The sequence below is a fragment of the Cohnella phaseoli genome (assembly GCF_003386235.1).
GTDB lineage: Bacteria > Bacillota > Bacilli > Paenibacillales > Paenibacillaceae > Cohnella > Cohnella phaseoli.
Genome location: NZ_QRDZ01000019.1, coordinates 34,433 through 54,323, shown reverse-complemented (window position 1 = coordinate 54,323; position 19,891 = coordinate 34,433). Strand labels below are relative to the sequence as shown.

Genomic DNA, 19,891 nt, shown 5'->3' with positions numbered 1-19,891 from the left:
ATCGATGAGGAGGGGATGAAGTGGATTTCGGACAGTTGAAAAAGCTTATGGCCGAGAGCCGGAATATCGTGTTTTTCGGCGGGGCGGGCACTTCGACGGAAAGCGGAATTCCCGACTTTAGGTCGGCGGACGGGTTATATCAAGCGCAAGGCGGGGGACAGATCGCTCCGGAGGAAATTTTGAGCCATGATTTTTTCATGGCTCGCACGGCAGACTTTTACGACTTCTATAGAAGTAAAATGGTGTATCCCGACGTTCTGCCTAACGCCGCCCATTACGCTCTGGCGGGGCTGGAGCAGCAAGGCCGGCTTGCCGCGGTCATTACCCAGAATATCGACGGGCTCTATCAGAAGGCCGGCAGCCGCAACGTGCTCGAGCTGCACGGCTCGGTTCATCGGAACTTCTGCATGAATTGCCGCGAGGCATACTCGCTGCAGGACGTGCTGAAATCGGAGGGGGAGTACCCCCGCTGCAAGCGCTGTGGCGGTATCGTTAAGCCGGACGTCGTACTATATCAGGAAAGTCTGGATATGGATCTGCTTCAGCGGGCGGCCGAATACATTCGGCAGGCGGATGTCTTGATCGTTGCGGGCACTTCGCTGACCGTTCAACCGGCCGCCGGGCTGGTCAGGCTTTACGAAGGGAGCAAGTTCATTCTGATCAACAAGAGCGCGACACCGATGGACGGGATGGCCAATTATTTGATTTCCGACAGCGTGGCGAAGGTCTTGGCGGCGATGACGGCCGGCGGCGAATCTCCTTGACAGACAGGAACTCGCCTCGGTCGGCCAAGTTGTTATTCGCTATTTTGGACTAAATGAGCTATAATGGACGTATAGACGTCTGGCCGAACTCACATAGCGTAGAGGGTTATTCTTTGATGCAATAGCCTTGTACGTTATGTGTTTTTTATTTTTTGATTAAATATGAGTGTTGTGCGCCTCTGGCCCGTCATTTTGGGCATTTTAATCTTTGTACCCACCACTTAACAGAAAGAGGGAATGCACGTGTATTATTCTCGAAAAAAACCGTTCGAAGAGGTGCCGGCAGAGATGACCGCAGTTTGGCTTTGCTCCGGGGAGAACTGCAAGCGATGGATGAGAGATAATTTCACGTTTTCCCTTGTCCCCGTATGTCCGGAATGCCAATCCGAGATGGTCAGAGGCGAGAAAATGCTTGCCACGTTATCGAACACAAGTCCCAACCAGAGTAAAGGGCGTCGCTGAACGAATAAATGAATAAACGAAAATAAGGCGTACGCTCGGATTAACGATGAAGATGTCAACGGGGCAACGTCAACATGAAAGTCGTTCCCAGACCCGGGCGGCTCTCGGCCTCCAGCGTTCCTCCATGAGCGAGCGTCAATCCTTGGCGATCGCGAGGCCGAGCCCCATGCCGCCGCTGTTGCGCGTACGGGCTTCATCCGTCCGATAGAATCCGCCTTCGGGCTCTTGGCGGCGCATTCGCTTTTTCGCTTCCTGGCGTGGTTGCTGGCAGCCTGCATCGTCGCGCCGCCCGGTTTAACTCCGCCGGGTCTGCTCCAACAACTCAACTTCCTTCGCGGCCTTCGAAGCCTTTTTGCCGATTTTGTACGATTTGGCGACTTTAACGCCTTTCGTGGCTTTGAACAGCTTCAGCCCCTTTAACGCTTTTAACCCCTTTAGGCCCTTCAACGCGCTTAACCCCGTTAACGAACCGAGACCGACGACCGCATCGACGAACTGCGTCACGGAAATCGACGATACTACGGCGAGAATGCTCAGCCATTGCTCCTTGAAAAACCTGCGAACATCCTTCGTAACGAAGAACAGCACGCCCAACTCGATAATGAAAAACCATAAAATGTAGTGGGCAATCGTCTCGAGCGGCGTTTTGATGTCCTTGGAAACGGAAGTGAAGCTTATAACGGTAACGAATACGAGATACAGCGAAAGGATAAGGGATACGACTAGGTACCACTTTTTGAAATAGGCTTTGGACATAGCGGATGCGCGCCTCCTGCTCGAAACTGGAATTAGTGTAGCACGATTCCCGCCGCACAGGCTAGAGGTGAAGCTGTGGGTGCGCGTAAGCAGGCTGTCGGGTATAATGAGCTATCGATATCTGCGCGGAGGAGCCCGGAGATGGAAACGAACGTAATCGAAGAGATGGCGAGCATCTCTTTGCGGCGGTGCGAATCGCAGACCGAATTGACGGACGAGCGCGCTCACGGCCTGTTTGTCGTCATTAGCGGAATGGGCGATATGACGATTCGTCACCAGAAGATTCCCGTTTCGATGGGGAGGTGCTATTATGCGGCGCCAGGAGCCAAGACGACGGTGTCCCCGCACTTCAATAGCCTGGATTTATATCATATCCGGTTCGAACGATGGAGGAAAAGTGAGAACGATCGTCGGGAACCGATATGGGTAGCCGCCCTTTCGGAATGGCTGCCGGAGGGCGCGTTGGATGTAGGGGACGAAGGACGTTATCTGGAACAGGCGAGCGTTCTGCACGGCATTATAGAACGGGACGAGCTTGCGATGTATCGTCGGCGCTTGCTGTTCCAGGAAATTCTCTACGAATGCTTCCGAGCCTGCGTAGGCCGCACTGAGGAGCAGAAGGATTCGCAGGGTGCCATTCGACATGCGATCCGCTACATCCAAGAGCATTACCGCGAAGAATTGCACAGAGACGAGTTGGCCAGGATGGCCAACATCAGTCCGGAGTATTTTTCACAACAGTTCAAGACTGTTAGCGGGAGCAGTCTGACCGACTACTTGGCAGGCGTTCGCATTGGGCATGTCAAGGAGAGGCTGCTATTTACGAACGAGCGATTAGCCGAGATCGCCAAGGCGGTCGGGTATCGGGACGAATACTATTTAAGCCGCAAATTCAAGAACGTCACGGGCATGTCTCCAAGTGCCTATGTCAAATCCGACAAAAAAATCGTGTCCCTGAATCCGCATTTGACCCGTCATTTGCTTGCGCTCGGAATCGTGCCTGCAGCGACTGTGACATATCCTTGGGGGTTCGGCGACTATCAGGAGTGGATGGACGAACAGGGCTGCGTCTGCCGCAGCTGGGACAAGGGCTTCTCCGACGAGGAACTGCTGCGGATGGAGCCGGAGCTGCTGCTGTGCATCGACAACGTTTCCCCGGACCGGTTGAGCTTCTATCGCGGCATCTGTCCCACGCTGGTTATCCCCTGGTATTTGTCAGACTGGCGCGGGCATTTCCGGGAAGTGGCAAGGGCCGTCAACCGACGGACGGAAGCGGAGAGCTGGCTGAAGGCATTCGCCGCCAAGGCCGATGCAACCCGGAATGCCATCCGGGAAGCGGCCGGAGCCGAACTGACCGTCCTCATTTACAATGTTAGGGGAGACGCGGCTTTTGTCTATCGGAACCGCGCGATGGGCAGCCAAGTCATCTACGACGAGCTTGGAATGAGGATGCCCGTTAGCGTCCAAGCCCGATCGGTCCAAGGCAACTTCATCCCGGTCGAACCGAAAGAAGTGATTCCCGCGTTTTCCGCCGATTGTATTTTACTATCCGTGGACAGGTCGCCGGAAGCCAAGGAGCGTGCGGAACGCATGCTGGAATCTTCGGAATGGAAGGTTTTCTGTAATCTTCCCGGCAAGCGCGTTCGCGAAGTGGATATGGCGAGATGGCACGGCTACGATCCGCTGTCCATCCTATGGCAGTTGGAAGACGCAGCCAAGCTATTCGCCTTATGAGAGTGCAAATAAGTTCTTACGCCCGTACATGGAGGCCGGACGCCCTCTTTGATATGATTCTTATGATAATGAGAATCAGTATCAGGAGGATGAATATGAAGGCAACGTTACGTTATCGACTACTTATCGCGGGGGCTCTAATCGCTCTTCTGCTTCTCGCCGCATGCGGCAAAGACAATGGAACCGAAGCTTCGCCCTCCGCTACTTCTTCCGCCGAAACTTCCGTACCCGCGTCCGCAGCGGCATCCGGATCCGAGACGCCCTCGGCGGAACAGGAAAGCGGCAAGAGAATATACGAACACGCCATGGGCAGCACGGAAATTCCGACTCATCCGCAGCGCGTCATATCCATTCAATATACAGGAGCCATGCTGGCACTTGGAGTGAAGCCGGTCGGCGCCGACGACGAATGGTCCGTCTATCCGCTGCTGAAGGAGGAGTGGGCGGGGATCGAAGACGTAGGCGACCCTTGGACGGGATTAAACCTGGAGAAAATCATTTCCCTGCAGCCCGATCTGATCGTCACGCACGTCGAACAGACTTACGAGCAATTGGCGAAAATAGCGCCGACGATTTTCATCCCATGGTTGAAATATGACGTGCGCGGGCAGATTGCCGAATTTGGCGACATACTGGGCAAGCAGGAGGAGGCAGCCCAGTGGCTTGCCGACTTCGATGCCAAAGTGGAAGCGACCAAGCTCAAAGCGGCGGAGCTGATCGGCCCGGACGAGACGGTCGCCATCGTTAACCTCCGGCCGACAAATCAATTTATCTATGGCAACAGCGCCATGGGGGGCTATGTGATTTATCAGGCGCTCGGACTCAAAGCTCCGGAAACGATCCAGCGGGACGTGATCGATCAGAAGCTGGCGATGCTCGAAATCTCGGAAGAGGTCATCGGTGACTACGCGTCCGCGGATCACGTATTCCTATCGGTACTGGAGGCGGACGGCGGCAAGGAGAGAGCGGAGGAAATCAAGAAGAGCGGATTATGGGCCAAGCTGCCGGCGGTTCAGAACAACCGGGTGCACGACCTGGATTGGGACACTTATTTTACGACGGACCCCTTATCGACCCTGAAACAGCTTGATGCGTTTATCGAATTGCTGGAGCGGGATCGCGGCTAGGCCGCCTGAGACCGATGGAGTAATTTAGCGATAATGAAGCCGCACTGACCTCAACCGGAGGTGGTGCGGCACTTTGTCGTGCCTCTCGGAAGGAGAAACCGGGAACCGTGTCGAAAGAACTAAGGATTTCATTAATTTCCCCGACTAAGGTCAGAGAGGTATGGGCACCATGATCAAATTCAGAAGTCGTCTCGTATCGAAGCTATCGGCGTTTATTTTGGCCGTTTTGATTGTTCTGTCCGGCGCGCTGGTCTACATGCAAATTCAGAATACGAAGAAAGCAAGCGAGGAAGCGATCGGTCAATTCAGCATTCATACGGCGCAAGCGTATGCCGGCCAGTTCGATGTGGAAGCCTATGCGGAGTTTCTGCAGGACGTTCAAGAGAGCGACTTATACTGGCGTTTGAGGGCGGAAATGGATCGGTTTCGCGAGCAGATCGGGGCCGTGTTTGTGTACACGGTAGCTATAGACGAGCAGAAGCAGCCGATTCTCCTGATCGACGGTCAGCCGCGGGATTCGGAGGAGGCTTCTCCAATCGGCGAAGTGACCGACATGCCTCCCGAAGCAATTGAAGAAGTATTGCGCGGAAATACGGCCAAGTCGGATATTATTCGCAATCCGGTATACGGAGATTACATATCTGCTTTTGCTCCGCTCTTGGATAAGAACGGCAAGCAAATCGGCATTCTCGGCATCGATACGGATGTGTCCGTGTCGCAGACGATTTATCGAGACGTTCTGGCTCAAAGTACGGCTAGCTTTGCGTTAATGGGCGTGGCCGCGATTGTCTTTTTTGTGCTGATCGTGATGTTCCTGGCGCGGGCGCTGCGTCCTTTGGGTACGGTCGTGCGCGGGGCGGAAGCGATGGCCCGTGGGGATCTTGCAGAAGCAAAGGCTCATTTGGGAGCAAGAAAAGTCGGTTCAGGCGACGAGATCGGACAAACCTATGCGGCGATGTTGAAAATGATCGATCGGCTCGGCGTAACGCTTGGGGAAGTGATGAAGGATATCGCTTTGACCGCCCGCGACCTCGTGCAGTCGACCGAACGGTTCGGCTCCGAAGCGGAGAGGATGATCGCAATGAATGTCGATCTGGAGCAAGCCGCGGCGCAGTTGGCGGACGGGGCCGACAATCAACGTATCGGAGCGGCGCAGAGCGCCAAATCGATGGAGGATATTACTGCGGCTATTCAGAAGGCTTCGGAAGCGTCGGGGAGCGTCACCGAGGCATCGGGCGAAGCGCTGGATTCCGCCGAAGAGGGTGCCGATTCCATTCGCAGGCTGAGAGAGCAGGTGCTTGCGATGGCCGCAGTGGCCGTGCAGACGACGCAGTCGGTCCAGGTGCTCAATACCCATATGGCAGAGATCGAGCCCGTGCTGAGATCGATTACGGACATCGCCGATCAGACGAAGCTGCTGGCGCTTAACGCCTCTATCGAAGCCGCCAGAGCGGGCGAGCATGGAGCGGGCTTCGCGGTCGTAGCCGGCGAAGTACGCAAACTGGCCGAGTCCTCAGCTGTCTCCGTAGGGCGGATTACGTCCCTGCTGTACCAGATTAAGCAGGAATCCGGGCAGATCGACGAGCGAATGCAAATCGGCAACGAAGGAATGAGGCTGGGCTCCGAGCTGTCCGATCGGGCGGCAACGCTGTTTGGCCATACAATGGAAAGCTTCGGTCATGTGAACGGACAGATTCAGGAAGTGTCGGCGGTGATTGAAGAGGTGCTGGCCAGCGCCGAGGAGGTCGCCGCTTCGGTAGAACAGATTTCGCAGATTTCTGCGCGGACGGCGGAGAGCACCGAGTCGATCGAACGGATGTCCGTCCATCAGTTGGAGGCGGCCAAGCTGATTGCCGATACGACCGGAATGCTGCGGGAGCGAAGCGCCAGCCTGGAAGCGGCCGTAGCTAAGTTTAAGCTGTAGCGTTCTGTAACATCTCGTGACCGATGAACAACTCGCTTCGCGGCTTGCGAACACGACCATTATATGCGGCATTCGAACGGTACTGCTAAAGCAAGGCAGCGCCACGAAGGCGGAATTGAGCCAAAGCTTGCGGATCAGCTTTCCTACCGCAAGCAAATTTCTGGACGACATGGAGGCTCGCGGAGAAGCGATCTCGGTCGGATATGACGACTCGAGCGGAGGCAGAAGAGCGAAACGGTATCGATACAATCCCGATTATATGCTCGGGTTGGCCATTTTTTTGGAGAAGGACGAGACTCGTTATACTCTTTTTAACTGTTTGGGGGAGACGATCGAGCAGGACATCACGGCCGGCTTTCTTGACGAGGACGCTTCCCGCCTAACAAATCTGATTGAGCGGATTAAGCTTGCCCATTCCGAGCTTCGCTCCGTATCGCTCGGCGTTCCGGGCGCGGTGAACGAAGGGAGGATCTTCCTTATTCCGGATTACGAGAAATACCGGGACTTCGATCTGAAGAGCTTCGTTCAGGAGCGAACGGGGCTTCCGACCGTAGTGGAGAACGATATGAACGCCGCCGTGCTCGGCTATATCGCGCGGACGAACCTGGAAGACAGAGGCTCCGCCGTTTATTTGTACTTGGGACAAAACGGGCCGGGAGCCGGAATCGTCGTGAATGGCGAAGTTGTGCGCGGCAAGTCTTTTTTCTCGGGCGAGGTGGCCTTCATTCCGCTGCATGATCGTAGCAATTTCTCCGAAGCGCTTAAGGGGGAAGCTTCCGTTCACACGGAGTCGATCGGTCGCCTGGTAGCGTTAACGACCGCAATCCTCAATCCCCACTATTTTATTTTTAATAAGGATGAGATTGACGAAGCGATGCTCGGAACGATCGCGGAGCGTGCCGCTGCTTATGTTCCAAGGGAGCATCTTCCGAAGTTGGCGGCAAGCGAGTGGAGAGCGGATTACTTGGTCGGCCTGCAAAGTCTCGGCTTGGACTTGCTGCTCTCGCAACCGGTCGGATAAAGACAACGAAGGAGCTTTACATCTGATGGCCACTTTTTTTATTTTGATTATTTATTTAGCTTTTATCAGCCTCGGATTGCCGGATTCCCTGTTAGGGGCGGCCTGGCCGGTGATGAGGTTGGAATTGGGCGCGTCTATCGGCACCGCAGGGGTGATCTCCATGGCGATTGCGGGCTGCACGATCGTATCGAGCTTGGTCAGCGGGGGCATTATTCGGAGGTACGGCGTTGGCAAAATAACGCTGGCGAGCTGTGTGCTGACGGCGGGAGCCTTGCTCGGATTCGCCTGGTCGCCTTCGTTGATTTGGCTGATCGTATTCGCGATTCCTCTTGGCTTGGGCGCAGGAACCGTGGATGCGGGCTTGAACAATTACGTGGCCGTACATTACAAGGCACATCATATGAGCTGGCTGCACTGTTTCTGGGGAGTGGGCGCGACGCTAGGGCCCGTAATTATGGCTTCGTATATATCCGGGCAAGCTCTGTGGAGGCAAGGCTACCTCGCGGTTGCCGCCATTCAAGGCTTGCTGGTGCTGGTTCTGTTAGTCTCCCTCCCGCTGTGGGATAAAGTTGCTGCCAGAAGCCGCGGGAACCATAACCATTCGGAAGACGGCCATGAACCGGAGGAGCAAGCGCCGGAGTCCGAATCCGGGACGACTAAGCCGTGGCGGATTAAAGGCGTTAAGATTTCGATGATCACCTTCCTGTTTTATTGCAGCGTGGAAGCCGGCGTAGGGCTATGGGGAAGCAGTTTTCTTGTCGGAATGAAAAATCTGCCCGCATCCACGGCGGCGGAGTGGGTTTCCTTGTTTTTTGTCGGCATTACGGTCGGACGTATGATTACAGGGTTTATCACCTTCAAAGTGAGCAATCGGGCGCTTATCCGCTACGGACAGCTTACGGCTTTGGGCGGTACAGTGCTGCTGGCGCTTCCCCTGCCATCCGGTTTTTCTCTCGCCGGATTTATGATCATCGGGTTAGGGTTGGCGCCGATCTTTCCATGCATGCTGCACGAGACGCCCGTGCGGTTCGGGAAGAAGCATTCCCAATCCATCATGGGCTACCAGATGGCGGCAGCCTATACGGGGAGCACCTTCGTGCCGCCCCTTCTTGGAGCATTGGCAGCGTATTCCACGATCGGCATCCTGCCCTTCTTTATCGTTGTTTTTGCCGCCATCATGCTGATCTGTACGGAGAAGCTGAACCGCTACTTGATTAAAAGTCCGCGAGCGATCTAACGGGGGAGTCCGCGGGGCTAAGATTAGGCAATCTTCATCTATCTTTTACTCTCGTTTAAGTTCCGTTTAAGCTCTGTCCTCCATGATAGAAGCATAGACGGAAACGAGAGGATGATAGAAGATGAACGAAATGAACGATGAGCGTCGCGAGCCGATGACGGTATATGAAACTCCGCTGGTAGCCTCTTACGAGAAGGAAATGTCGGCCTTCCGCAGTCAGTCTTCCCGCGGGAACGGTATCCCGAACAAGCGCCGAAGCGGCGTTTCGTTCAGCGCTTATCTGGCCTCTTTCCTGGTCGGAGCGATGCTGGTCGGAGGGTTCGGCTATGCCGCGGATCGGAGCAACCTGTTCGGAGGGGATAGCTCGGGAAGCGACACATCCGGCGGCTCTTCGACCCAGACTGCCTCCGGAATTACGGCGGCTTCGCTGAAGAGCAAGGGCGATATCGCCAACGTATTCGAATCGGCCAGCCCGGCAGTGGTCAAAATCGAAAACTATGCCGTCCAAACCTATTCCTCAAGAGGTTTATTCGGAGGCAGGGGAGGCAGCCAGCAGCGTTCGACGAGCGAGCCGATGCTGGCCGGGTCGGGCACGGGTTTCTTTTACTCGACGGATGGCTATATACTGACCAACGAGCATGTTATCGCGGATGCGGACGAGCTTAAGGTGACGGTCCAAGGCTATGACGAGCCGTTGACGGCCAAAGTCGTTGGAGCGAGCTACGAGCTCGACTTAGCCGTGCTGAAGGTCGAAAGCCCGGACGGACAAGCGTTTCCTGCGTTGAAGCTGGGCGACGTCGACCAGACAAGCATCGGAGATTGGGTCATTGCCATCGGCAATCCATACGGGCTGGATCATACGATGACATTGGGCGTGCTCAGCGCCAAAGGGCGCGAGATTACGATCGCCGACGAACAGGGCCCGCATAAGTACGTAAATCTGCTGCAGACCGATGCCTCGATCAACTCGGGCAATTCGGGCGGACCGCTGTTGAACGAGCAGGGCGAAGTCGTCGGAATGAACACGGCGGTTAACGCCGAAGCGCAAGGAATCGGGTTTGCGATTCCGTCCTCGGTCATTAAGGAGGCGCTAGGCAAGCTAATGAACACGGGCCCCGTCGTTTCTTAAGCCTCGTTCAAATTCCGATCCGTTCGAGAATCTGCGCGGCTGCGGCGCCGGGATGCGATAACGGAAATTGATGGGCATAGGGCAGACGTGTCACAGCCAGTTGCGAGAAGGCTGGCGGCACGTCTGTTTGCTGATCCTGCGTTCCCCATACAATCGATACTTTGCTTCGATTCCAGCTGTTCGGAGCGAGCCGCCAGCTTTCGGAACGGGAAAGCAGGGACATGATCTCTGCCGTAGTTTTCCTTGTTCGAGGAGATTTCATTTCGCTGCGGACAAAAGAAATATAGCCTTCGGGAATTTCCTCGGCGGAACGAAAGCTTCGAGATTGAAGCAGCTTCTCGATGAAGATTTGCTCGGACATCCTCCTCAGGAAAGCCTGGGTTACGCCGGGGCGGCGGTAACTTCGGCTGACCGGCTCCAGCACAGGCTGAAGCAGAACGGCATGGGCAATGCGCTCCGGGGCCAACTCCAGCATTCGCGAAGCGAGCAGTCCGCCGAAGGAGTGGCCGACAAGCGCGACGGGCTCGTCGAAACTGGCGATCAAATTCAGCACAGCCTGTTCAAAGCCCTGCATTTGCCCGGAGTGACGATGGTAAGGGGAGCGACCGAATCCCGGCAGATCGACCAGATGGACGGGACGGCCGGATTCGGCCAGCCGCTCGGCTAGCGGAAGCAAGCTGTCGGACGCGCTGAACGTTCCGTGAAGAACAACGATCGGAGCGCCGCTCCCCTTGCTTTCGATCGTGGCCAATCCCGTACGCGCGTTCCTGCGAAATGGAGGAGAGAGGGGCGCTGGCCCGTCGCTGTGATTCAGCCGGAAGTCCAGATCCGCAATGACCAATGGCAATGTGTCTGCCGACAGAGATAGCTGGAGATGATGCTTAGATTCGATCGCTTGCTTGGTTGCCGTCGGAAACTCCGTATTAACGATAAAATCCATCGATTCCACAGGCAGACCGAGCAGTTTGTCCGCGCCGAGCTTCAGCAGACTTTTGACAAGCGGATAGGGCGCGCTCCCTTTGGGGGCGGCTACTCGCATTTCTCGGGCAATGATGCGGATAAGCTCCATCATGGAAGGACTGTCTTTCCTGTCATCCAGTAAAAAATAAGTGCCGTTCGCAGGCGATACCTCTTCGACCAGAGCCGCAATGAAAACTGCGACATGATCGACATGAACGAGAGGGAGCCAGTAGCGATCGCCGCCGGGGACGAGTCCCATGAGATTTCTGCTCACGGCGCGGATCAGCAGGCCGAAGCCGCCGGTCTGCGAGGTGATCCCGTTGCGGGAATCCCCGATGACGGCGCTAGGATTGACCACGGACAGAGGGATGCCTTGCTCTTGCATCGCTTGCCGCAGCAATAGGTCCGCCTCGAATTTCATTTGCTCGTAAGGGGGAGCCTTATGATCGATAGGAACCGAACCGCCGACACCGCTCTCTCCGTAGGGGGATTTAAAGCCGACGACGTGGATGAACTGCTTGATGCCCTTGGCGGCATGCATCTGCCCGGCCAGACGCGACAATTCACGAGCGGCGCCGAGAAACACTTGCCGCGCTTCCCTCGCCTTCATCAGAATATCCATCGGCCCGCCCGCATGAACGATAACGTCGACGTCCTGCAATTTTCGCAGCTCATCGTCGCTTAGCCCTAGAGACGGAAGCGTGAGATCGCCCCTTACGGCGACGATGGAAGAGAAGTCCTCGCAGCCGATTTCCTTCAGCGCATGATACAATTTCTCCTCGGAACGGACCAGGACGTACAGCTTGTGACCCGCCTGCAGCAGCTCCGCAATGACGTATCTCCCGATAAAACCGCTGCCCCCGGTAATAAAAATGTTTTTCATAAACTATCTCTCCTTAATTATAGTACTATTCGGTACTAATCATGGGTAAAAAAATTACTTCAGCAAAAATGCCAAAGTATGAATGATGTTCTGCAAAATGTCGCCTTCCTGTCCGGTATGCTGCAAGAACAACGCGCCCTCGATCGTGGAGACGATCATCGCGGCCGTGCGGGCAGCGGGAAGATCGGGTTTTAATTCGCCCTTGTCTATTCCTTGCTGTAGCAAATTTTCCAATGCCCCGATCTGCTTGCGGAAAAAAACGCCGATCCGCTCTCTCACCCATGCATGTTCGTGCGAGGTTTGAACGTAGAGCGTCAGAAACGGGCAGCCGCCAAGACTGTCGGACTGATTTTCCGCCAGCAGCGCGGCGAATCGGCCGAGCCTCTCCATAACGGGAAGCTGCGTTTGAGCGATCACGTCGCCGATAAGCCGGTCGTAATGCTCGATAAGCTGCTCTAAAATGGCGGACAGAAGCTCCTCCTTGCTTTTGAAATGGTAATAGATGTTTGTCTTTGACACCTTGCTCGCGGCGACGATGTCGTCCATGCTGGTGACTTGGTAGCCTCTTTCCAAAAAGAGTGCCGCAGCGATTCGGAGGACGACATCCCGGTTGGACGTTCTTTTAGGTTTGATCATATTAGAACTATACAGTACTAATTATCGAATTGTCAAACGTCGCATATCGTTATCTAATGTCGGGATCGCGCTCGATTATTCTTGAGGCGTTGACGCCGGTCGATTGACCGTGCTTAAATGGGAGCAAGGCTGGGAGTTTGATGGAACCGTCCGGCCAATCTATCGAACTGGAGCCGCAACGTGAATGAATCGATGATAATTACTTTAGCTGTACTGATTATTGCTTCCATGCTTTTCATATCGGGCAAAGTGCGCTCCGACCTGGTAGCCGTCGGGGCGCTTATTGCATTGATGCTGTGCGATATTTTGACGCCTGCCGAAGCGCTGTCGGGCTTCTCCAATTCCGTCGTCATTATGATGGTCGGCTTGTTCGTCGTGGGCGGGGGTATTTTTCAGACCGGTCTGGCGAAAATGGTCAGCAGCAAAATGCTGCAGCTGGCCGGAACGAACGAAACCCGGTTGCTCGTTATGATCATGATCGTGACATCGGCGATCGGCGCGTTCGTCAGCAACACCGGTACGATCGCCGTGATGATGCCGATCGTCGTCAGCCTGGCGATGAGCGCGGGCACGAACCCCGGAAGATTGCTGATGCCGCTCGCCTTTGCCAGCAGCCTTGGGGGAATGCTTACCTTGATCGGGACGCCTCCCAATCTGGTCATCCAGGAGACGCTTCAAGCGGCGGGGTATACGGCCGTGTCGTTCTTCACCTTTACGCCGGTCGGTCTTGTCTGTATCGTCGTCGGCGTCCTGTCGCTGCTTTTCCTTCGCAGATTTCTGCCGAAGAACGAGCGGAATGCGGACGACGATCGTCAAGGGCGCTCTCTGCTGGACTTGGTCCAGCAGTATCAGCTGAGGCAGAACCTGTATCGCGTTCAGGTCGGAGCCGATTCGTCGGTCTGCGGCAAACGGCTGCATGAGCTCGACATTTCCGCCAAACACGGACTGAACATTATCGAGGTTCGTCGTAAAATTTCGACGAAAAACCAGTTTTTCAAAACGATTAATCAAGAGATCGCCGGCTCGCATACGGTGATTGAGGAAGAAGATATCTTGTACATCCACGGTCCCTTCGAGAACGTTCAGGCGTTCGCGCTCGAAAGCGGCCTGGAGATGATGGATCGCCGCATCCCGGAGAACAAAAAGGCGGCCGGCTCCGAGCAGTACGCGACGGAGGACGTCGGCATCGCCGAAGTGATGCTTACGCCGACCTCGCGGCTGATTAACCGGCTGATCAAGGAATCGGGCTTCCGCGAGAAGTATCACGTCAATATACTCGGCATTCAGCGGAAGGATCACTACCTTCTGCACAATCTCAAGGAAGAGAAAATGCGTTTCGGAGACGCTATGCTCGTACAGGGAACGTGGCGCGATATTGCCCGGCTCGCGACCGAACCGGACGTCGTGGTCGTCGGTCAGCCGAACGAAGAAGCGCGCAAGGTGACGATGGACAACAAAGCGCCGATCGCCGCGGGCATCATGGGACTGATGGTGCTGCTGCTCATCTCGGAGCTGATTCCGGCCGTCGCGGCGGTTATGATTGCGGCTGTGCTGATGGTCGCGTTCCGCTGCGTGCGCAGCATGGAGGATGCCTATAAGACAATCAACTGGGAGAGCGTCGTGCTGATCGGCGGCATGATTCCGATGTCGATTGCGATCGAGAAGACGGGAGCTGCCGCGCTGCTCTCGGACGGAATGGTCAATCTGCTGGGCGGACAAGGGCCGCTGATTTTGCTGGCTGGCGTCTATTTCACGACGTCGATGCTGACGATGTTCATCAGCAACACCGCTTGTGCAATCCTGCTTGCGCCCATCGCGCTGGCGGCCGCCCTTCAGCTCGGCGTTAGCCCGTATCCGTTCCTGTTCGCCGTCTCTGTCGGAGCGAGCATGTGCTTTGCCTCGCCGTTCTCTACGCCGCCGAACGCACTGGTCATGTCGGCCGGACGTTATCGCTTCTCGCATTATATCAAGGTCGGCCTGCCGCTCCAGATCATTATGGGCATTGTGATGGTTGCCGTGCTTCCGCTGTTTTTCCCATTCTGATCCATGCGTATACGCATGACAATTGCAGTTATAACGACGGTGGTTGCAATCCTTGCTTGACAGCCGCAGCCGAAGGCGTTAGTATAATCAACAATTACACATTCGGATCATGCCTGTGAAGAGCATCCAACTCGGAGGCGTTTTCGTCAAGATCGGCCCGCGGCAGCGGACTGCATCCTAAGCTTACCGGCCCCGCCCGTTATCGCGGAACCAAGAGGATCGGAACGAGAGCGTTCCGGTCAAGTTGGGTGGCACCGCGAGCAGACGCTCCTCGTCCCAATTCGGACGAGGGGCGTTTTTGTCGTTTTCACCTAACTTAAGAAAGGTTGAGGAAACATGAAGAGGGGCTGGAATTTCAATCCGGGACCGGCGGCGCTGCCGCTGGAAGTGCTGGAGCAAGCGAAGGAAGCGTTCGTCGAATATGGGGATCAAGGGCTGTCGTTGCTGGAAATGTCGCACCGAAGCCGAACGGTGGAACGGATCGTCGCAGAGACGGAGCGGTTGCTGTTGGATCTGATCGGACTGTCTTCGGAGTACCGGGTCTTGTTTATGGGAGGGGGAGCCAGCGCTCAGTTCGCGCTCGTGCCGATGAACTTTCTCGGGGAAGGGAAGGTCGGGCGCTACCTCGTCTCCGGCAGCTTCGCGGAGAAGGCGTACCGCGAGGCGCTGACGATCGGGCAAGCGGAAGCGCTGGCGAGCGGCAAGGCGGAAGGCTGGAGGAAACTCCCGGATGTGCGGCAGTTGAAGGTAGCGACCGATACCGCCTACGTTCACATGACCACGAACAATACGATCGAAGGCTCGCAGTTCCGCGATTTGCCCGATACCGGAGAGATTCCGCTGATCGGCGATATGACGAGCGACATTTTGAGCCGCAGGCTGGATTGGACGAAGTTCGCGCTAGTCTATGCGGCCGCGCAGAAAAACCTCGGGCCTGCAGGAGTGACGGCGGTTATCGTAAGGGAAGAGCTGATAAAGGCCGGCAACAAGCAAATTCCATCGATCTTTCAATACCGCACCTACGCCGACAACAGCTCGCTCTATAACACGCCTCCGGTTCACGCCATATACATGATGAAGTTGACGCTGGAATGGACCGCGCGCCAAGGGGGAATCCCGGAGCTGGAGAAGCGGAACGAACGGAAAATCGGCTTCCTCTACGAGGCGATCGACGCCGGGGACGGATTTTATCAGGGAATCGTGGAGAAGCCGTATCGCTCCATGATGAATGCGACGTGGCGGATGCGGGACGAAGGCCTGGAAAAGCAATTCGTGCTGGAATCGGAGCGGGAAGGCTTCATTGGTCTGGCGGGTCATCGCAGCGTCGGGGGGCTGCGAGCTTCCGCTTACAACGCGGTGCCTGAGGAGGCTTGCAAGGCGCTCGCCGAGTTCATGAACGATTTTATTAGGAAACACGGGTAAGGGGGACGACCGGATGTTGGATATGGCGTATATACGAGAAAATGGCGAGCTGCTGCAGCGAGCGGCCGACCGAAAAGGGATCGCGTTGTCGGTGGCGGAGCTGCTGGAGCAGGATGAGCGAAGGAGAAAGCTGCTTCGCGAGGTCGAACGGCTGCGTCAGGATCGGAACCGGTTGTCGGGACTGATCGGCGGCCTCATGAAGCAAGGGGCGAAGGAAGAGGCGGAGCAAATCAAGCAGGAGGTTCAGACGACTAACGATGAATTGGGCGTCCTGGAAGTCGAGCTGACCGAAGTCGAGGCAAGCTGTCGAAGTCTGATGTTGCTCGTGCCCAATCCCGTCTCGGCGGACACGCCGGAGGGAAAGTCGGATGCGGACAATGTGGAGGTCAAGCGGGTCGGGGAGTTGCCTGAATTTGAATTCGCGCCCCTGAGCCATGTGGAGCTTGGCGAAAGGCTTGGCATCGTCGATCTGCAGCGCGGGGTGAAGATTGGAGGCGCGCGGCAGTATGTGCTTAAAGGCGCGGGCTGGCATCTGCATCGGGCGGTGCAGCAGCTGGCGATGGACGTGCTGGAAAGCAACGGGTTTACGCCGTTGGAGGTACCGATGATGGTGCGCGGCGAGGCGCTGCTGAACACCGGATTTTTCCCGACGGGCGAAGACCAGGTGTTCGCCATTGCGGAGGAAGACAGATATTTGGTCGGCACATCGGAAGTAAGCCTCGTATCGTATCTCGCAGGCGAGATTGTCGAGCTGAACGACGGTCAACCCATCCGTCTGGCTGCGGCTACCTCGTGCTTCAGAAGAGAGATCGGCTCGTCGGGCCGAGACGTTCACGGTCTGTACCGCGTGCATCAGTTCGCCAAAGTCGAGCAAGTCGTCGTCTGCGAGAACGATCCCGAGCTGTCGGAGCGGCTGCTTCAGGAAATTACGGGCAATGCCGAGCGCATTTTGCAGCTTTTGGAGCTGCCTTATCGGGTCGTCGCCGTCTGTGCCGGAGACATGTCGCAGAAGACGCATAAGCAGTACGACATCGAAACATGGATGCCAAGCCGACAAGCCTATGGAGAGACGCATTCGGCTTCGAATCTGCTCGACTTCCAGGCGCGTAGGGCCAACATCCGCTATAGGGACGAGGAGGGCAAGCTTCGCTACTGCCATACGCTGAACAATACGGCGGTCGCGACGCCGCGAATATTGATTCCGCTGCTGGAAAACCATCAGAGAGCGGACGGCTCGGTCTATGTGCCTCAGGCATTGCGGCCGTACTTGGGCGGCAAGGCAGAGCTTCGAATAGGGCAATTGGAGCGATGATCGGAACGGCAGTGCAGGCTCGGGAAAACGAAGATAGAGCGCCTCGATTTGACGTTTTTATGACGTCTTGTCGAGGCGTTCTTTTTTTTCTCCATTAATGTGATTCCTATCACGAACTCTATTCGGCTATCCGCTACGATTACAGCAGAATCATTATCAACCGAAAGGGGAGCTCTGCGATGGCGATGGAATCCGTTAAACCGAATCGCGAGGAAGATCGGCACAACGAGGGGCATTCGCAAAAAGGAACCCTATTCTCCGTATTCATGGTCGGAACTTTTATTGCTCTCTTGTTTGTCGTCGTGTTCGGGCTGTATATGTCCAGACTGTAGCCGGGAGGAGGCGCGAATATGAAAATGCATCGCTATGAAGAAATATGGCTGACCTGCGGAATTTCCTTGATTGTCGTATTTATGCTTATTACCGGGTATCAGACGTTCGCTATGGATATGGGGCCGCCAAGCCATATAGAGACGATCGATCCGCAGAAGGTCGACCAGACGGCGCCGTTCGACAAGCCGGGGGTAAACAAGATCGGAGAGAACGAGTACGAAGTGGTCATGACGTTGGAATCGTTCGTCTTTACCCCGGCCGATATCGAGATTCCCGCCGGCTCGACCGTGCATTTTATTTTGACCTCCAAGGATGTGACGCACGGCTTCGAGGTAGCGGGCACCAACGTCAACGCGATGGTCATGCCGGGCTACATTCAGAAAATTACGCAGAAGTTCGGCGAAGCAGGCGAGTATTTGGTGGTCTGCAATGAATATTGCGGGGCCGGCCACCAATACATGAGCACGACGATCAGAGTCGTATAGAGGAGGCGAGTCGATTGAATAAACTGTTGGGAGCTCATCCGCGGGACGCGGCCCTGTCGAAAACGTATATGTTCGTCGCCTTCGCGGCGCTGCTGTTGGGCGGTATTATGGGATTGCTGCAGGCGATCGAGCGTGCGGGATTGTTTGAAATGCCAAGCTATTTCACCTACTACCAAGCGTTAACGACGCACGGGATCGTGCTGGTTGTCGTGCTGACCGCTTTCTTCACGATCGGTTACTTCTACGCGGCTCTGTCGCACACGTTGGACGGACTGCTGCCGAAAGTCAGGAAAATGGCCTGGATCGGCTTTGCGCTGAAAATCGTCGGCTTCGTGTTCGTCGTCGTACCCCTCTTGATGAACAAAGCGACGGTGATGTATACGTTTTATCCGCCGATGAAAGCCTCGCCCTACTTCTATATCGGCCTGGTGTTTATCGTGCTGGGCGTGTGGATGTGCGCGTTCGGAGCCTTCATTCAAGTCGCAACCTGGCGGAAAAACAACCGAGGCAAGCACCTGCCGATTCTTTCCTTCTTCGCCACCGGGGTATTCGTGCTGTTGTTCTTCGGCAGCCTTGGCGTGACGGTCGAGGTGCTGACGATTATTCCGTGGGCTTTCGGATGGACGAAGACGATCAACGTAATGGTTAGTCGTACGCTGTTCTGGTCGTTCGGCCATACGCTGGTCAACATCTGGTATTTAACGGCTGTATCCGCATGGTATGTAATCGTGCCCAAGGTGATCGGCGGAAGAAGGTTCAGCGACGTTCTGACGAGGTTCGTCGTTATCGCTCTGGTCATCACGAATATTCCCGGCGGATTCCACCATCAGATTGTCGATCCTGGTATGTCGCAGGCGCTAAAATTTATGCACGTGTTCATGAGTCTGGTCATTGCGATCCCTTCCATGATGACGGCATACGCCATGTTCTCCGTCTTCGAGCGACGGGGCAGGGAGCTGGGAGGTAAAGGACTGCTCGGCTGGTTCAAAAAAATGCCATGGGGCGACGTCCGGTTCCTGGCCCCGTTTATCGCCATGGTCGCGTTCATTCCCGGCGGAGCAGGCGGCATCGTGCAGACGACAAACCAATTGAACCAGGTCGTTCACAATACGCTGTGGATCGTCGGACACTTCCATCTGACGGTCGGAACTTCCGTTATTCTGACCTTCTTCGGTATCAGTTACTGGTTGATTCCATACGTCTCCAAGCGCGTATTGACTCCCCGCATTAACAAGGTAGGCGTAATCCAGACGGTTTTTTGGACGATCGGCATGGCGATCATGACGTTCTCGATGCACATTGCCGGTCTGCTGGGCGCTCCTCGCAGAACCTCGTATACGACCTACGGCGATCATGCGGTGGCCGCAAGCTGGGATCCGTATACGATCGTCGTAGTCGTCGGCGCGGCGTTCCTGCTTGTCGGAGGCGTCCTTCAATTGTATGCCGTGTTCCATCTCATGTTCCGTGCGCCTAAGGGGGAAACCGAGTTTCCATTGGCCGAACCGGAAGAGAACGCTTCGGCCACGCCTTATTGGACCGAGCGCTGGGGACGCACCATTATTCTTATGCTGCTGCTCGTCGCGATGGCCTACGTGGCGCCGCTGGTCAATTTTATTATCAATGCGCCGCCGGGGTCGCCTCCTTTCGTCACTTGGTAGGTGAT

General features: G+C 55.7%; 17 protein-coding genes. 14 read left to right on the top strand and 3 right to left on the bottom strand.

All coding sequences use genetic code 11. The annotated features are described in order from the left end of the window. Positions 1-20: 20 nt before the first annotated feature. A complete protein-coding gene (locus DFP98_RS22250) occupies positions 21-764 on the top strand; it encodes an NAD-dependent protein deacylase (protein ID WP_116062817.1) in 744 nt (247 codons plus the stop codon). A 237-nt stretch (positions 765-1,001) separates the two neighbouring features. Next, the gene (locus DFP98_RS22245; protein ID WP_371822786.1) at positions 1,002-1,226 is read left to right on the top strand and encodes a cold-shock protein; all 225 of its coding nucleotides are present in this window, start codon (positions 1,002-1,004) and stop codon (positions 1,224-1,226) included. 294 nt (positions 1,227-1,520) lie between these two features. Here DFP98_RS22245 and DFP98_RS22235 read toward each other — a convergent pair whose 3' ends face one another. Beyond that, positions 1,521-1,982 (bottom strand): ion transporter, encoded by a 462-nt coding sequence (locus DFP98_RS22235; RefSeq protein ID WP_116062815.1) that lies wholly within the window; start codon positions 1,980-1,982, stop codon positions 1,521-1,523. Positions 1,983-2,123: 141 nt separating this feature from the next. Between DFP98_RS22235 and DFP98_RS22230 the strand changes: the two genes are divergently transcribed. The 6 genes from DFP98_RS22230 (at position 2,124) to DFP98_RS22205 (ending at position 10,154) form a co-directional block, all read left to right on the top strand. Next, complete coding sequence (locus tag DFP98_RS22230; protein ID WP_116062814.1) at positions 2,124-3,716, top strand: AraC family transcriptional regulator; 1,593 nt, start codon at positions 2,124-2,126, stop codon at positions 3,714-3,716. A 95-nt stretch (positions 3,717-3,811) separates the two neighbouring features. Then, positions 3,812-4,843: an ABC transporter substrate-binding protein gene (locus DFP98_RS22225; RefSeq protein WP_181917861.1), complete on the top strand. Its 1,032-nt coding sequence runs from the start codon at positions 3,812-3,814 to the stop codon at positions 4,841-4,843. A 169-nt stretch (positions 4,844-5,012) separates the two neighbouring features. After that, positions 5,013-6,767, top strand: a complete 1,755-nt coding sequence (locus tag DFP98_RS22220; RefSeq protein WP_181917860.1) for a methyl-accepting chemotaxis protein — start codon at positions 5,013-5,015, stop codon at positions 6,765-6,767. 16 nt (positions 6,768-6,783) lie between these two features. Further along, on the top strand, positions 6,784-7,788 hold the full coding sequence (locus DFP98_RS22215) for an ROK family protein (RefSeq protein WP_116062811.1): 1,005 nt from the start codon (positions 6,784-6,786) through the stop codon (positions 7,786-7,788). A gap of 25 nt (positions 7,789-7,813) precedes the next feature. Next, complete coding sequence (locus DFP98_RS22210; RefSeq protein WP_116062810.1) at positions 7,814-9,025, top strand: MFS transporter; 1,212 nt, start codon at positions 7,814-7,816, stop codon at positions 9,023-9,025. A 121-nt stretch (positions 9,026-9,146) separates the two neighbouring features. Beyond that, positions 9,147-10,154 carry a S1C family serine protease gene (locus tag DFP98_RS22205; protein WP_116062809.1) on the top strand — a complete coding sequence of 336 codons (1,008 nt, stop codon included), beginning with the start codon at positions 9,147-9,149 and terminating at the stop codon, positions 10,152-10,154. Between the two features lie 7 nt (positions 10,155-10,161). Here the strand turns inward: DFP98_RS22205 and DFP98_RS22200 are convergent, their stop codons facing one another. Together DFP98_RS22200 and DFP98_RS22195 are read right to left on the bottom strand one after the other, a co-directional pair. Continuing rightward, entirely contained in the window at positions 10,162-11,997 is a 1,836-nt protein-coding gene (locus tag DFP98_RS22200) for an alpha/beta fold hydrolase (RefSeq protein WP_116062808.1), read from the bottom strand. A 54-nt stretch (positions 11,998-12,051) separates the two neighbouring features. Next, entirely contained in the window at positions 12,052-12,633 is a 582-nt protein-coding gene (locus tag DFP98_RS22195; protein WP_181917859.1) for a TetR/AcrR family transcriptional regulator, read from the bottom strand. Between the two features lie 180 nt (positions 12,634-12,813). Between DFP98_RS22195 and DFP98_RS22190 the strand changes: the two genes are divergently transcribed. The 6 genes from DFP98_RS22190 (at position 12,814) to DFP98_RS22165 (ending at position 19,886) form a co-directional block, all read left to right on the top strand. Further along, positions 12,814-14,676 carry an SLC13 family permease gene (locus tag DFP98_RS22190; protein WP_116062807.1) on the top strand — a complete coding sequence of 621 codons (1,863 nt, stop codon included), beginning with the start codon at positions 12,814-12,816 and terminating at the stop codon, positions 14,674-14,676. Positions 14,677-15,012: 336 nt separating this feature from the next. Then, entirely contained in the window at positions 15,013-16,098 is a 1,086-nt protein-coding gene (gene serC / locus DFP98_RS22185) for a 3-phosphoserine/phosphohydroxythreonine transaminase (RefSeq protein WP_116062806.1), read from the top strand. 13 nt (positions 16,099-16,111) lie between these two features. Next, a complete protein-coding gene (serS, locus tag DFP98_RS22180) occupies positions 16,112-17,410 on the top strand; it encodes a serine--tRNA ligase (protein ID WP_116062805.1) in 1,299 nt (432 codons plus the stop codon). Positions 17,411-17,589: 179 nt separating this feature from the next. Next, on the top strand, positions 17,590-17,742 hold the full coding sequence (locus DFP98_RS22175; RefSeq protein ID WP_246016640.1) for a cytochrome c oxidase subunit 2A: 153 nt from the start codon (positions 17,590-17,592) through the stop codon (positions 17,740-17,742). A gap of 18 nt (positions 17,743-17,760) precedes the next feature. After that, positions 17,761-18,228, top strand: coding sequence for a cytochrome c oxidase subunit II (locus DFP98_RS22170; RefSeq protein ID WP_116062804.1), 468 nt, complete (start codon positions 17,761-17,763; stop codon positions 18,226-18,228). Between the two features lie 68 nt (positions 18,229-18,296). Continuing rightward, on the top strand, positions 18,297-19,886 hold the full coding sequence (locus DFP98_RS22165) for a cbb3-type cytochrome c oxidase subunit I (RefSeq protein WP_116062915.1): 1,590 nt from the start codon (positions 18,297-18,299) through the stop codon (positions 19,884-19,886). The last annotated feature ends 5 nt before the right edge of the window (positions 19,887-19,891 follow it).